Genomic DNA, 13806 nt, shown 5'->3' with positions numbered 1-13806 from the left:
GGCGGTTTTCCCGGCTCGGCTGAGCCTATTCTCCCCATCCAGACGCCAGGTCCAAGGGTCGGGGAGGACGCGCCATGGGGGCACTTCCGGCGGCGGCTCGCGTGTACATCGCGGGGGCCGTGCTCGCCGCCGCGCTGTGCGCCGTGCCCGCCGTGCGGGACGCCTCGGCCGTGCCCTGGGGAGCGGTCGCGCTCCTCGCGGGCCTCTGCGTCGTCTCCGAGCGGCTGCCGCGCTGCCCACTGACCGTGCCCGTGCTGCTCGCCGGGGCCTTTCTGCTGCCGCCCGGGGCCGCCGGGCTGGTGGCCGTGCCCGGCGCGCTCCTGGGGCGGGTCGGCCGGCGGCCCGTGTGGGTGCGGCGGCTGTGGCACGCGGCGCAGTTCTCCCTCGCCGCGAGTGCGGCCTCCTTCGTCCACGGGCTGGGCGCCCCGGCGTCCGGCCTTCCCTACGCCCTGCTGCCCGCGCTCGCCGCGGCGCTGACGCTCGCCCTGGTCGTCACCGCGCTCGACGGCGGCGTCCTGGTCGCCGCCGAGGGCCGCTCCCCGCGCGCGGCCTGGGGCGCGCCGCTGCCGGGGGCGGTGGTGCCGCCGCTGCTCCACGGGCCGACGGGCCTGATGACGGCGCTCCTGTGGCACAGCGCGTACGGGCCCGTGGCGGCCCTGCTGGTGCTGCTCCCCATGTCCGTCTCCTCCTGGGTCCTGGACCGCTGCCGCCGTGAGCGCGCCGCGCACCAGGCGACGGTCCGGGCGCTGGTCCAGGCCGTCGACCTCAAGGACCGCTACACGCGCGGCCACAGCGAGCGCGTCGGCCGCGCGTCCGTGCTGATCGCCCGGGAGCTGGGCATCGCCGGCGACCGCCTGGAGGCCGTCCGCTTCGCCGGCACCCTCCACGACGTCGGCAAGCTCGGCGTCCCCACCCGGCTGCTCCGCAAGGACGGCCCGCTCACCGCGGAGGAGCGCCGCGTCATCGAGCTCCACCCCGAGTACGGGCACGAGATGGTGCGCGGCATCGGCTTCCTCGACGAGGCGCGGGACGCGATCCTCCACCACCACGAGCGCCTGGACGGCAGCGGCTACCCCTATGGCCTGATGGGGCATCAGATCCCGGAGTTCGCCCGGGTGGTGGCCGTGGCGGACGCCTTCGACGCGATGACCTCCACCCGCAGCTACAGCCGCGCCCGCCCCGTCCCGGTGGCCCTGGCCGAGCTCCACCGCTGCTCGGGCTCCCACTTCGACCCCCGCATGGTCGCCGCCCTCTCCCGCGCCCTCGACCGCCACGGCTGGCGCCCCGCGAGCCCTCGGGAACGCTGCCCGGAAGACATCATTCCGCCCAGCCGAAACGTCCCTGTTGATCACCGTTCGCCTGCGACCTCGCCTGCGGCGGGCTTCGCGCACCCGGGCGGCCCGGCATGACGCCAGCCCACCCCGGGGGCCGGGGGCCGCGCCCGACGGCCCCTGCGGAGGGGGTCGTACCGGGGGCACGCCGGGGGGCGGGCGCGGGGCCCGCGGGCGCATCGGTGCCCCGCGACCGGGACGGGCGCGCGGCACGGGGCCGCCCAGGGGCGGGGCAGACGCCGGACACGGCGCCCAGTGGCGCGCCGACGTCCGGTGACGGCAGGGAGGGACGCGCGGCGCCGGGCCTGCCAGGGGCAGGGCAGGCGCCAGGACCTGTGCCTGGCGGCGGGTCGGTCCCCGGTGGCCAGGACGGACACCCCGCACGGGCACTGCCGCGTGCGCGGCAGGTGTCGGGGGCCGTCCCGGGAGGCGGGCCGTCGCCCCGCGACCGGGACGGGCACCCCGCGCGGACCACCCGCCCGGCCCGACCCGGCCGCCGGCCCGGGGGGCGCCCCGCACGCCGCGCCGTGCCGGTCGTGCGGGGTGTGCACGCGCTCGCCGGGGGCGCCGCGCTCGGGGCGCTCGTGTGGACCGCGTGGTGGGGGGTCGCGCAGCCGCGGGTGGCTCTCGCCTATGGGGCGCTCATCGCGCTGGGGGAGGCCGCGCGGCGGCGGCCGGGCGGGGCCGGCGGGGTGCGCGAGACCGCGCCCGTCGGATCGGCCGGAACCCTCGCGTACGCGCTGCTCGGCGAGATCGGCGGCGAACCCGCCTCGCACGGCGCGGCGCAGGTCGTGGCCGTCGTGCTGGGCGCGACCCTCGCGGGAGCCGTCGGCCGGCCCCCCGCGCTGGACCGGCTCGCCCGCCGCGTGCTGGGCGCCGGGTTCGCCGCCCTCTGCTTCCAGCCCCTCCACGCCTCCGGCGCCCTCGGCCCCCGGTTCGCCCACAGCCCGTACTACCCCCTGTTCCTGCTCCTCCTCCTCGCCCTCACCGCCCTGTGCGACGCCGTCCTGGCGGCCGCCCTGACCCGCGCCCGCACCGGCGGTCCGTACGGCCCGGCCCTCCGCGAGGAGCTGCGCGCCCTGCCCGGCATCGGCTCGGCGATCGGCGCCACCGGCGTCGTACTGGCGCTGGCCGTGGCCGTCGCCGGCCTCTGGGCGCTGCCCGTGTTCTGCCTGCCGCTGCTGGTCACCCAGCTGTCCGTGCACCGCTACGAGGCGGTACGGGCCACCCGCCGGCAGACCGTCGCCTCCCTCGCCCGCGCCACCGAGATCGCCGGCTACACCCCCGCCGGGCACGCCCGCCGCGTGGCGACGCTCGGCCGGGCCGTCGGCCGGGAACTGGGCCTGTCCGCGGCCGGCCTCGGCGTCGTCGAGGAGGCCGCGCTGATGCACGACATCGGCCAGCTCTCCCTCCTCGAACCCGTGCCCGCCGGCGCCACCGAGCCGCTGCCCGCCGAGGAGCGCCGCCGGATCGCCCTGCTGGGCGGCGCCGTGGTCCGGCAGACCGGCGTACCGCCAGAAGTCGCACTGGTGGTCGAGCGCCAGGCGGATCCATACCGGGACCAGCCGCTCACCGCCCGTATCGTCCGGACGGTCAACGCCTACGACGACCTCGCCGGCGACCCGGCGTGCGGTCCGCTGCGCGCGCTGGAGCGGCTGCGCCTGGCCACCGCGCACGACCACGAGCCCCGGGTCGTGGAGGCGCTCGCGAGGGTGCTCGCGCGCGGCGGCCCGCACCACCGCACTCGCGGGAGTGCGGGCGAACCGGGACTAGCCCGCCGAACCCACGGGTAATGAGCGGGCGTCCGGAAGGGCATGGTTGGATGCGAAGAAGACAAAGAGAATGGCGAGAACGCGGAAATCGGGGGGTGTCATGCGCGCCGTCGTCGGCAAGGAGACGGTGAGGGCGGCAGTGCTCCCCGGAACCCATGGGGTGTGGCGGGCAGTCGTCGGGGAGGACGGCGGTCGCCACCCGGTCCATCCGGCGTGGTCGCACGCGGAACACGCAGAAACCGGCAGGCGGGAATCGTGAGGATCTTCGGCAGGGTACGGCACCGGCCTTCCGCCTCGTGGCGGCAGGCCACCGACCGTGCCTTCACGCTCATCGGCGACGGCCGGTACGAGGACGCGGGCGCGCTGCTGACGCGGGCCGCCGACATGGAGCCCTGGCTCTCCGAGTCGTGGTTCAACCTCGCCCTGCTGCACAAGTTCCGGCACGACTGGGAGCAGGCCCGCGCCGCCGGCCTGCGCGCGGTGGCCCTGCTCGACCGCGAGGCCGGCGCCCCGGACTGGTGGAACGTGGGCATCGCCGCCACCGCCCTCCAGGACTGGCCGCTGGCCCGCCGCGCCTGGCAGGCCTACGGGCTCAAGGTGCCCGGCGAGGGCGGCCCGGCCGGTGAGCCGGCCGGCATGGAGCTGGGCAGCGCGGCCGTGCGCCTTTCCCCGGAGGGCGAGGCCGAGGTCGTCTGGGGCCGCCGGCTCGATCCGGCGCGCATCGAGGTGCTCTCCATCCCGCTGCCGTCCTCCGGCCGCCGCTGGGGCGAGGTCGTGCTGCACGACGGCGTCCCGCACGGCGAGCGCGTCACCGCCGCAGGGCCCGCCTACCCGGTCTTCGACGAGATCGAGCTGTGGGCCCCCTCGCCCGTCCCCACCTGGGTCGTACTGCTGGAGGCCGCCACCGAGGCCGACCGGGACGCCCTGGAGCGGCTCGCGGCCGACGCGGGCTTCGCCGCCGAGGACTGGTCCTCCTCCGTGCGGCTGCTGTGCCGTACGTGCTCGGAGAGCCGGATGCCCAGTGACGAGGGCGACGGCGAGCACCTCGACCCCCACGACCACAGCGAGCCCGGCCACCCCGGCCCCCTCGGCCACCGCACGGCCGGCTCCGGCTCCGGGTCCCTGTGGGTGCCCGAGCGCGAGTGCGGCATCGCGGCCCCGCCCGGCCTGGTGCGCGGCCTGCTGGACGGCTGGGTCGCCGACAGCCCCGACACCCGCGAGTGGCGGGATCTCGAAGAGGTCTGCTGAGCTCGCGCCCCGGCCCCCGTACCCTGTATGGGGCCCTATGGGTTCAGGGCAAGATATTGCTTTCGGGTTGTGAGAGAGGCGTACGGCGGAGATGTCGCAGCAAGACACTGAGCAGTCGGTGAACGACGAGCCGAAGAGCGAGTTCATCGTGGACACCGAGGACTGCGAGGAGCGCGAGCTCGCGCACCGCGAGCGGGGCACCTCCCGTCCGATCACCGTCGTCGGCAACCCGGTCCTGCACAAGGAGTGCCAGGACGTCACCGAGTTCGACGAGAAGCTCGCGCAGCTGATCGACGACATGTTCGCCAGCCAGCGCACCGCCGAGGGCGTCGGCCTGGCCGCCAACCAGATCGGCGTCGACCTCAAGGTCTTCGTCTACGACTGCCCCGACGACGAGGGCGTCCGCCACGTCGGCCACGTCATCAACCCCGTCCTGGACGACCTGCCGGCCGACCGCCGTGTCCTGGACGAGTCCAACGAGGGCTGCCTGTCCGTGCCGACGGCCTACGCCGCCCTCGCCCGCCCCGACTACGCCGTCGTGCGCGGTCAGGACATGCACGGCAACCCGATCGCCGTCGAGGGCACGGGCTACTTCGCCCGCTGCCTCCAGCACGAGACGGACCACCTGTACGGCTACCTGTACATCGACCGCCTGTCGAAGCGGGACCGCAAGGACGCGCTTGGCCAGATGGCGGAGGGTACGCCGCGGTATCCGGTCGTCGCCAACGACTGACCTGCAGCACGGCGAAGGGCCCGTACGGAATGTTTCCGTACGGGCCCTTCGTCATGGTCGTTCAGTGGCAACCGCGGACCGGCCGTGGCCGGTCGCGCCCGGGGGTCCGGGGGCTGCCCCCGTAAGGTGCAGCCCCGCGCCCCTTACGGGGCTTAGAACTCCTCGTCGAAACCGACCGTGCCCTCGACCGCCACCTGGTACGCGGACGCGCGGCGCTCGAAGAAGTTGGTCAGCTCCTGGACGTTCTGGAGCTCCATGAAGGAGAAAGGGTTCTCCGAGCCGAAGACCGGGGCGAAGCCCAAGCGCTGGAGGCGCTGGTCGGCGACGCACTGGAGGTACTCGCGCATGGACTCGGTATTCATGCCCGGCAGGCCGTCACCGCACAGGTCGCGGCCGAACTGGAGCTCGGCCTCGACGGCCTCCTTCAGCATGTCGGTGACCTGCTGCTGGAGCTCGTCGTCGAAGAGCTCCGGCTCCTCCTGGCGGACGGTGTCCACGACCTCGAACGCGAAGTTCATGTGCATGGTCTCGTCGCGGAAGACCCAGTTGGTGCCGGTCGCCAGGCCGTGCAGCAGGCCGCGGCTGCGGAACCAGTACACGTAGGCGAAGGCGCCGTAGAAGAACAGGCCCTCGATGCAGGCCGCGAAGCAGATCAGGTTGAGCAGGAAGCGACGGCGGTCGGCCTTCGTCTCCAGACGGTCGATCTTCTCGACCTCGTTGATCCACTTGAAGCAGAACTGCGCCTTCTCGCGGATGGAGGGGATGTTCTCCACCGCGTCGAACGCCGCGGCGCGGTCGTCCGGGTCGGGCAGGTAGGTGTCGAGCAGCGTCAGATAGAACTGGACGTGCACGGCCTCCTCGAACAGCTGCCGCGACAGGTAGAGGCGCGCCTCGGGCGAGTTGATGTGCTTGTACAGCGTCAGCACGAGGTTGTTCGCCACGATCGAGTCACCGGTCGCGAAGAACGCGACCAGGCGGCCGATCATGTGCTGCTCACCCGGGGTCAGCTTGGCGAGGTCGGCGACGTCCGAGTGGAGGTCGACCTCCTCGACGGTCCAGGTGTTCTTGATCGCGTCGCGGTAGCGGTCGTAGAAGTCCGGGTACCGCATGGGGCGCAGCGTCAGCTCGAAGCCGGGGTCGAGCAGGTTCTTCTGGCGTTCGATGGACATTACTGGCATGCCTCGCAGGACTCGGGGTTCTCAAGGGAGCAGGCGATGGCGTCCTCGTCGGGCGCGACCTGCTGCACCGGGATGGTCGCGGCGGTCGCGGCGGCACCGCCGGACGCGGCGCGGGCGATCCGGGTGGCCGGGCGGGAACGCAGGTAGTACGTCGTCTTGATGCCCTGCTTCCAGGCGTACGCGTACATCGAGCTGAGCTTGCCGATGGTCGGCGAGGCCATGAACAGGTTCAGCGACTGGCTCTGGTCCAGGTACGGCGTACGGGCCGCGGCCATGTCGATCAGGGCGCGCTGCGGGATCTCCCAGGCCGTGCGGTACAGGTCGCGGACCTCCTGCGGGATCCACTTCATGTCCTGGACGGAGCCGTTGGCCTCGGTCATGGCCTCGCGGGTGGCGCGGTCCCACACGCCGAGCTTCTTGAGGTCCTCCACCAGGTAGGTGTTGACCTGGAGGAACTCACCCGAGAGCGTCTCGCGCTTGAACAGGTTGGAGACCTGCGGCTCGATGCACTCGTAGACGCCGGCGATGGAGGCGATGGTCGCCGTCGGGGCGATGGCGAGCAGCAGCGAGTTGCGCATGCCGACCTGGCCGATGCGGGCGCGCAGCGCCTCCCAGCGGTCCTCCCACGCGGCGACGGCGTTGGGGTAGTGGTCCGGGTGGAGCACACCGCGGGCGGTGCGGGTCGCGGCCCAGGCCGGGTGGGGGCCGTGGCGCTCGGCGAGGTCCGCGGAGGCCTCGTACGCCGCCAGCATGATCCGCTCGGAGATCTTGGTGGACAGCTCCTTCGCCTCGGCCGAGTCGAAGGCCAGACGCAGCCGGAAGAAGACGTCCTGGAGACCCATCAGGCCCAGGCCCACCGGGCGCCAGCGGCTGTTGGAGCTGCCGGCCTGCTCGGTCGGGTAGAAGTTGATGTCCACGACGCGGTCGAGGAAGGTGACGGCCGTGCGGACCGTACGGTCGAGCTTCTCCCAGTCCATCTCGCCGTCGGCACCGAGGTGCTGCGCGAGGTTGACCGAGCCCAGGTTGCAGACCGCGGTCTCGCCGTCGTTCGTGACCTCGAGGATCTCGGTGCAGAGGTTCGAGGAGTGGACGACCGCGCCCTTCTCGGCCGTCTGGTTGGCCGTGCGGTTGGCGGCGTCCTTGAAGGTCATCCAGCCGTTGCCGGTCTGCGCGAGGGTGCGCATCATCCGGGCGTAGAGCACGCGCGCCGGGATGGTCTTGACGGCCTTGCCCTCGGCCTCGTACTTGCGGTACGCGGCGTCGAACTCGTCGCCGTAGAGGTCGACCAGGTCCGGGGTGTCGGCGGGGGAGAAGAGCGACCAGTCCGCGTCCGTCTCGACGCGGCGCATGAACTCGTCCGGGATCCAGTGCGCGATGTTGAGGTTGTGGGTGCGGCGGGCCTCCTCACCGGTGTTGTCGCGGAGCTCCAGGAACTCCTCGATGTCGGCGTGCCAGGTCTCCAGGTAGACACAGGCCGCGCCCTTGCGGCGGCCGCCCTGGTTGACGGCGGCGACGGAGGCGTCGAGGGTGCGCAGGAACGGCACGATGCCGTTGGAGTGACCGTTGGTGCCCCGGATCAGCGAGCCGCGCGAGCGGATGCGCGAGTACGACAGGCCGATGCCGCCCGCGTGCTTCGACAGACGCGCCACCTGGTGGTAGCGGTCGTAGATGGAGTCCAGCTCGTCCAGCGGGGAGTCCAGCAGGTAGCAGGACGACATCTGCGGGTGGCGGGTGCCGGAGTTGAACAGCGTCGGGGAGGACGGCAGGTACGAGAGGGTGCTCGTCAGCCGGTACAGCTCCGCGACGTCGTCCAGGGCCCGCTCCGAGTGGTCCTCGGCGAGACCGCAGGCCACGCGCAGCAGGAAGTGCTGCGGGGTCTCGATCACGTCGCGGTGGATCGGGTGGCGCAGCAGGTAGCGGCTGTGCAGGGTGCGCAGGCCGAAGTAGCCGAAGCGGTCGTCCGCGCCGTCGGTCAGGGCGGCCTCGACGAGGGCGTCCAGGCGTGCGGCGTGGGTGCGCACGAAGGCGGCCGTGTCGTCGGCGATGAGCCCCTCGCGGTGCCCGACCTCGACCGAGGCGGAGAAGGAGGTGGCGCCCTGGCCGGCCGCCTCGTCGGCGATGGCCAGGGTGAGCAGGCGCGCGGCGAGCTTGGAGTACTCCGGCTCCTCCGAGATCAGGCCGGCGGCGGCCTCGGTGGCGAGGGAGCGCAGCTCGGCGTCGTCCGCGGCGGCGCTGCGGCCGCGCAGCGCGGCGGCGGCGACCTTGCCCGGGTCGGTGGCCGGAAGGTTGGCGGTGAGGTCGGTCAGGGTGCGCAGGAGCGCGGTCCCGGGGCCGCCGGTCGCTTCCGCATTCGCTGAGACCGGAGCTGAAACCGGATCTGCGGGCGCGATGGTCACTGAGGCTCTCCCTCGCTCGGCTGGGTGGGCCGGGCGGGAGAGCGATGGGGCGCGCACGCGCATGCCACTTGCACCAGGGCATGCCTCGTAGGCGTCCATCGGCCCAACCCGCGAGGCCCGGACGAATTCAACGCCCATGACCGAGCCGGGGCAGGCTCGGTGGTGGGCGCGCTGTCGGCAGGTCGTCGGACTTCAGGTGCGCTGGGTATATGCGCACACATACACCGTTGCGGGACAGTTCCGGATTTCCACCGGATTCCCCTGCGACGACAGCGGAGACGAGCATACATCTAGTGCCGGGTCTCGCACGCGCCCCCACATGTTGTGTCGTCGCGTCATGAGACGGTCGCGGAATGTGCTAACGGGCGTCCCTGGCACGGCAAGAGAAGAGGGCCGCCACGCCCCCTGGACGGGGATGTGGCGGCCCTCCGGAGGGCCTCCGGGCGGTGGTCCCGGGGGCGGCGAGTCAGTGCCCGCCGGGGGCTCCTGCGGTGGCCGGCGGGAGGTCCGCGCGGACCCCCGGGTCACCGGCGTCGGCCGTGTAGTCCGAGGGCCGGGTCCGGTCCTCGCCGTCGGGCACCTTCAGTGCCTTGAGGACGACCGTCGCGACGATGACGACGATCACGTTAAGGATAAAGGCGGTAAGCCCGATATATCCCTTTTCTCCAATAAAGGGGATGAGGTTGGTGTTCCCGAAGTGATCCTGGGTGGCGCTCGGTGTGGCGTACGCCCGCCACGTCCCGTACGCCATGCCGGCCGCCCAGCCCGCGAGCAGCGCCCAGCGGTGGGGCCAGCGGGTGAAGAGCCCGCCGACGAGCGCGGGCACGGTCTGGAGGATCCAGATGCCACCCAGCAGCTGGAAATTGATGGCGACCGTTTTGTCCATGGTGAGGACGAAAACGAGCGCGCCGACCTTGACCAGCAAGGACGCGAGCTTGGACACCTTCGCCTCGTGTTCGGGCGAGGCGTCCGGTTTGAGGAAGTCCTTGTAGATGTTGCGGGTGAAGAGATTTGCGGCGGCGATCGACATGATGGCCGCCGGTACGAGCGCGCCGATGCCGATCGCGGCGAAGGCCACCCCGGTGAACCAGTCCGGGAACATGTCCTCGAAGAGCTGGGGGATCGCCAGCTGGCCGTTCTTCACCTTCACCCCGGCGGCTATGGCCATGAAGCCGAGCATCGCCAGCAGGCCCAGCATCAGGGAGTAGAGGGGAAGGATGGTGGTGTTCCTGCGGATGACGTTGCGGCTCCTGCTGGAGAGGACCGCCGTCACCGAGTGCGGATAGAGGAAGAGCGCCATCGCCGAACCGAGCGCCAGCGTCGCGTACGCCCACTGCGTCTCCGCTCCCGGGATCAGTGACCCCCGGGGTTTTCCGGTAGCGGGATTCTCGGTCGCGAACGCCTCGCCGGCCTTGCTGAAGATGTGCTCGAAGCCGCCCAGTTTGATCGGTATGTAGATGATCGCCACGATGATCACGATGTAGATCAGCGCGTCCTTGACGAAGGCGATCAGCGCGGGCGCGCGCAGCCCGGCGGAGTAGGTGTAGGCCGCGAGCACGCCGAAGGCGATGAGGAGCGGCAGGTCCTTGACGAACCAGTTGGCGTTCTCGCCGCCGCCGACGCCCATGACGTCGAGCACCGCCTGGATGCCGACCAGTTGCAGCGCGATGTACGGCATCGTGGCCAGGATCCCGGTCACCGCGAGGGCGAGGGAGAGGCCCCGGGAGCCGAACCGGCCCCGGACGAAGTCCGACGACGTCACATAGCCGTGCTTGTGCGCCACCGACCACAGGCGGGGCAGGAAGGTGAAGACCAGCGGGTAGGTGATGATCGTGTACGGCACGGCGAAGAAGCCGGCCGCGCCCGCCGCGTAGATCGCCGCCGGCACCGCCACGAACGTATAGGCGGTGTAGAGGTCGCCGCCCAGCAGGAACCAGGTGACCCAGGTGCCGAAGGAGCGGCCGCCCAGGCCCCATTCGTCGAGGTTGTCGGAGTTCTCGGCCCTTCGCCACCGGGCGGCGAGGAAGCCCATGACGGTGACGACGACGAAGAAGAAGAGGAATACGGCGAGTGCCACGCCGTTCACGCCGTCCTTCATCGCACGCTCCCTTCCGCGCCGCGTGAGGGCTCGCGCCGAGCCGTCTCCTCACGCCGACGCACGATGACGTAGGCGATGACAGTGAGGAGGGTGGACAGCAGCACCCACAGCATCTGGTACCAGTAGAAGAAGGGGATGCCGATGAGGGCCGGGGTGAGTCTGGCGTAGGAGTCCACCCAGAGCATCGCCACGAAGGGGATGGCGAGGCATACTCCCGCGACGATCAGCGGGACGGTCAAGACCGGGTTGCGTACGGTCAAGAGTGGTTTATGGCCGTCCGCGGCGGCTTGTGCGGCCGCGCGGCCGGGTGGATGCTCGGGTGGTTCCGACATGCGGTGACTCCGTCCCCTGTGCGATCACTTGCCGTAATGCGCTGGAAATCTAGGTGAGGGTGCCTCCGGGCGTCACCCCCTTTCCGGATATCGGAATGGCAACACCAGCAGGGGTGTGGGCGGAATCCCATCGTCCGGATGGTGGTTGGTGGCGGGCCGTGTACATGTGGCGTCAAGTCGCCTTGCGCGGGCCAGGGTTGTCCAGTATTTGACGAAACTTCGATCTGTCATCGACGGGTAATGCGCAGGTAAAGTGTTTGTCGCGGCGGCCGGGCAGAATCGGGCCTCGGCAGCCGGTGTGCCCCGAAGCAGTGGCCCCGGCGCGCCGCATCCGGACGCCGGGTCCCCCGGTGTCCCCCGCTCTTGATCCGACCCGACCACACCGTGCCCGGCGCGTCCCCACACGCGTCACGGGCGCAGGAGGCAGGCCCATCATGAAGTCGCTCATAGCCCACGCCCGTTCCTTCGCGGCCCACGTCGCGGACTCCGAACGCGCCGAGAGCTTCCGTGCCCTCCAAGCCGGCCAGTCGCCGGAGGCGCTGTTCATCACCTGCTCCGACTCGCGCGTCGTCCCCTCGCTCATCACCGGCGCCCGGCCCGGGGAGCTCTTCGAACTCCGCACCGCCGGCAACATCGTTCCTGAGTACGGCGGCGGCCGCCCCATGGGCGAGACCGCCACCATCGAGTACGCGGTACGCGTGCTCGGCGTCCGCGACATCGTCGTCTGCGGCCACTCCCACTGCGGCGCGATCGGCGCCCTCGTCCAGGGCGACGACCTCTCCGCCGCCCCCGCCGTCCGCGACTGGCTCGCGACACAGGCGGCCGGTTCGTCCTTCGGTGCCGATCTCGCCGACGCGGTCCAGCGGCACGCCGTGGCCCAGCTCGACCGGCTGCGCACCTACCCGTGCGTCCGCGAACGCGTCGAGGAAGGGCTGCTCTCCCTCCACGCCTGGTACTACGAGGTCCACACGGGTGCGGTCCGTGCGCACCGACCCGGTGGGGACAGCTGTACGTTCGGGCCCCTCTGAGACGGCCGGGCGCCGATCGGGCGCCGTGACGGGCGCTGCCACGACGCAAGCAAGGCAAGCGGACTTCTTCGCGTGGGCGGGCGGGGATATCCCTCGCCCGCGCCGCGAGCGACCTACAAGGAACCCCCACGTTCATGCTCTCCACCCTCAAAACCCTCACTTCCTCCGGTAAAGCAGGTAAATCTGATACGGGCGGACCGGGCGCGCTGCGCCAGGACGCCCTCGCCTCCCTGGTCGTCTTCCTGGTGGCCCTCCCGCTGTGCGTCGGCGTGGCCGTCGCCTCGGGTGTCCCCGCCGAACTCGGCCTGATCACCGGCATCGTCGGCGGCCTGGCCGTCGGCGCCCTGCCGGGCAGCACCTTCCAGGTCAGCGGCCCGGCCGCCGGGCTGACCGTCCTCGTCTTCGAGGCGGTGAAGGAGTTCGGCCTGGGCGCCCTGGGCGCCATCGTGCTGGCGACGGGTGTGCTCCAACTGGCCCTGGGGGCGCTGCGCTTCGGCCGCTGGTTCCGCGCGATATCCGTCGCGGTCGTCCAGGGCATGCTCGCGGGCATCGGGCTGGTCCTCGTCCTCGGCCAGCTCTACACCATGACCGGCGCCCGGCAGCCGGGCTCGGGCCTCGCGAAGATCACGGGCCTGCCGGGTCTCGCCATGGACGCCGTGACCGACCGCGGCCGGCTGACCGCGTGTGCGGTGGGCGCGGGCACCATCGCCGTCCTCGTCCTGTGGAAGAAACTCCCCGGGAAGGCCCGGCTCGTCCCCGCCCCGCTGGTGGCCGTCACCCTGGCCACGACGGTCACCGCGGTCGCCGGCCTGGACATCGCTCGTGTCGAGGTCAAGGGCCTCGCCGACGCCATCCAGCCCCCGGGCCTCAACGACCTCACCTCCCTCGGCAGCGTCGCCGTCCTCGGCACGGTCCTGGCCTTCACCCTCATCGCCTCGGCGGAATCCCTCTTCAGCGCCGCCGCGGTCGACCGGATGCACCAGGGCCCGCGCACCCACTACGACAAGGAGCTCCTGGCCCAGGGCGTGGGCAACACGCTCTGCGGCTTCCTGGGCGCCCTCCCCATGACCGCCGTCATCGTCCGCAGCGCCGCCAACGTCCAAGCGGGCGCCAGGACATCGCTCTCCCGCGTTCTCCACGGCCTGTGGCTGCTGATTTTCGCCGTCGCACTGCCCGCCGCGATCGGCGTCATCCCGCTGGCCGCGCTGGCGGGCGTCCTCGTCCACGCGGGCTGCAAGCTGGTGCCGGTCCGGGAGCTGCCGCCGCTGTGGCGGGGGCACCGCGGCGAGGCGCTGGTGCTGGCGGCCACGGCGATCGCGATCGTGACGACCAGCATGTTCGAGGGTGTGGTGCTGGGGCTGCTGCTGGCGGTGGTCAAGACGGCGTGGGAGGTCTCCCACGTCCACGTCGAGACCCGCGAACTCACCGGCGGCCGCGTGGTCGTGACGATCACGGGTCACGCCACCTTCCTGCGCCTCCCGCGCCTGCTGGAAACCCTGGAGGCCCTCCCGCAGAACCGCCCGGTCGAACTCGACCTGTCAGCGGTCCGCCACCTGGACCACGCGTGCCGCACGGCCCTGGAGGGGTGGGCGGAACGCCACAACACGGAGGGGACGGAGGCGGTCCGGGTACGGCATCCGGAGCTCGCGTAAGGGAAAGGGGGAGAGGCGGTGCTCCGCCCCTCCCCCTC

10 protein-coding genes and 1 riboswitch are annotated in these 13806 nt (G+C 72.0%); of the genes, 6 read left to right on the top strand and 4 right to left on the bottom strand.

The genetic code is table 11. The features are described 5' to 3' along the window. Window positions 1–74: 74 nt before the first annotated feature. The 4 genes from AB0E98_RS20865 to def all read left to right on the top strand — a co-directional run bounded on the left by AB0E98_RS20865 (window position 75) and on the right by def (window position 5084). A complete protein-coding gene (locus tag AB0E98_RS20865; RefSeq protein ID WP_361704668.1) occupies window positions 75–1409 on the top strand; it encodes an HD-GYP domain-containing protein in 1335 nt (444 codons plus the stop codon). 506 nt (window positions 1410–1915) lie between these two features. Further along, entirely contained in the window at window positions 1916–3124 is a 1209-nt protein-coding gene (locus AB0E98_RS20860) for a metal-dependent phosphohydrolase (protein ID WP_361705260.1), read from the top strand. Window positions 3125–3358: 234 nt separating this feature from the next. Further along, entirely contained in the window at window positions 3359–4351 is a 993-nt protein-coding gene (locus AB0E98_RS20855) for a hypothetical protein (RefSeq protein ID WP_229357584.1), read from the top strand. A gap of 91 nt (window positions 4352–4442) precedes the next feature. Continuing rightward, window positions 4443–5084, top strand: a complete 642-nt coding sequence (gene def / locus AB0E98_RS20850) for a peptide deformylase (protein WP_361704665.1) — start codon at window positions 4443–4445, stop codon at window positions 5082–5084. Window positions 5085–5236: 152 nt separating this feature from the next. On the opposite strand, the gene AB0E98_RS20845 is transcribed toward def, so the two are convergent. The 4 genes from AB0E98_RS20845 to AB0E98_RS20830 form a co-directional block, all read right to left on the bottom strand. Beyond that, on the bottom strand, window positions 5237–6253 hold the full coding sequence (locus tag AB0E98_RS20845; protein WP_361704663.1) for a ribonucleotide-diphosphate reductase subunit beta: 1017 nt from the start codon (window positions 6251–6253) through the stop codon (window positions 5237–5239). Continuing rightward, window positions 6253–8658: a ribonucleoside-diphosphate reductase subunit alpha gene (locus tag AB0E98_RS20840; protein WP_361704660.1), complete on the bottom strand. Its 2406-nt coding sequence runs from the start codon at window positions 8656–8658 to the stop codon at window positions 6253–6255. Before AB0E98_RS20840 ends, AB0E98_RS20845 begins: the two co-directional genes overlap by 1 nt. Window positions 8659–8816: 158 nt before the next feature. Next, window positions 8817–8961, bottom strand: a riboswitch (cobalamin riboswitch). A gap of 163 nt (window positions 8962–9124) precedes the next feature. Next, entirely contained in the window at window positions 9125–10756 is a 1632-nt protein-coding gene (gene mctP, locus AB0E98_RS20835) for a monocarboxylate uptake permease MctP (protein WP_361704657.1), read from the bottom strand. Continuing rightward, window positions 10753–11016, bottom strand: coding sequence for a DUF3311 domain-containing protein (locus AB0E98_RS20830; protein ID WP_361704654.1), 264 nt, complete (start codon window positions 11014–11016; stop codon window positions 10753–10755). Before AB0E98_RS20830 ends, mctP begins: the two co-directional genes overlap by 4 nt. A gap of 506 nt (window positions 11017–11522) precedes the next feature. Between AB0E98_RS20830 and AB0E98_RS20825 the strand changes: the two genes are divergently transcribed. Both AB0E98_RS20825 and AB0E98_RS20820 read left to right on the top strand, forming a co-directional pair. Continuing rightward, window positions 11523–12116 (top strand): carbonic anhydrase, encoded by a 594-nt coding sequence (locus AB0E98_RS20825; protein ID WP_361704651.1) that lies wholly within the window; start codon window positions 11523–11525, stop codon window positions 12114–12116. A 134-nt stretch (window positions 12117–12250) separates the two neighbouring features. Beyond that, entirely contained in the window at window positions 12251–13768 is a 1518-nt protein-coding gene (locus AB0E98_RS20820) for a SulP family inorganic anion transporter (RefSeq protein ID WP_361704649.1), read from the top strand. Window positions 13769–13806: the final 38 nt, after the last annotated feature.

Origin of the sequence: Streptomyces sp. NPDC037389 (assembly GCF_040636475.1) — a bacterium.
Classification (GTDB): Bacteria; Actinomycetota; Actinomycetes; order Streptomycetales; family Streptomycetaceae; genus Streptomyces; species Streptomyces hesseae.
This window is presented reverse-complemented; position numbering and strand designations above follow the sequence as displayed.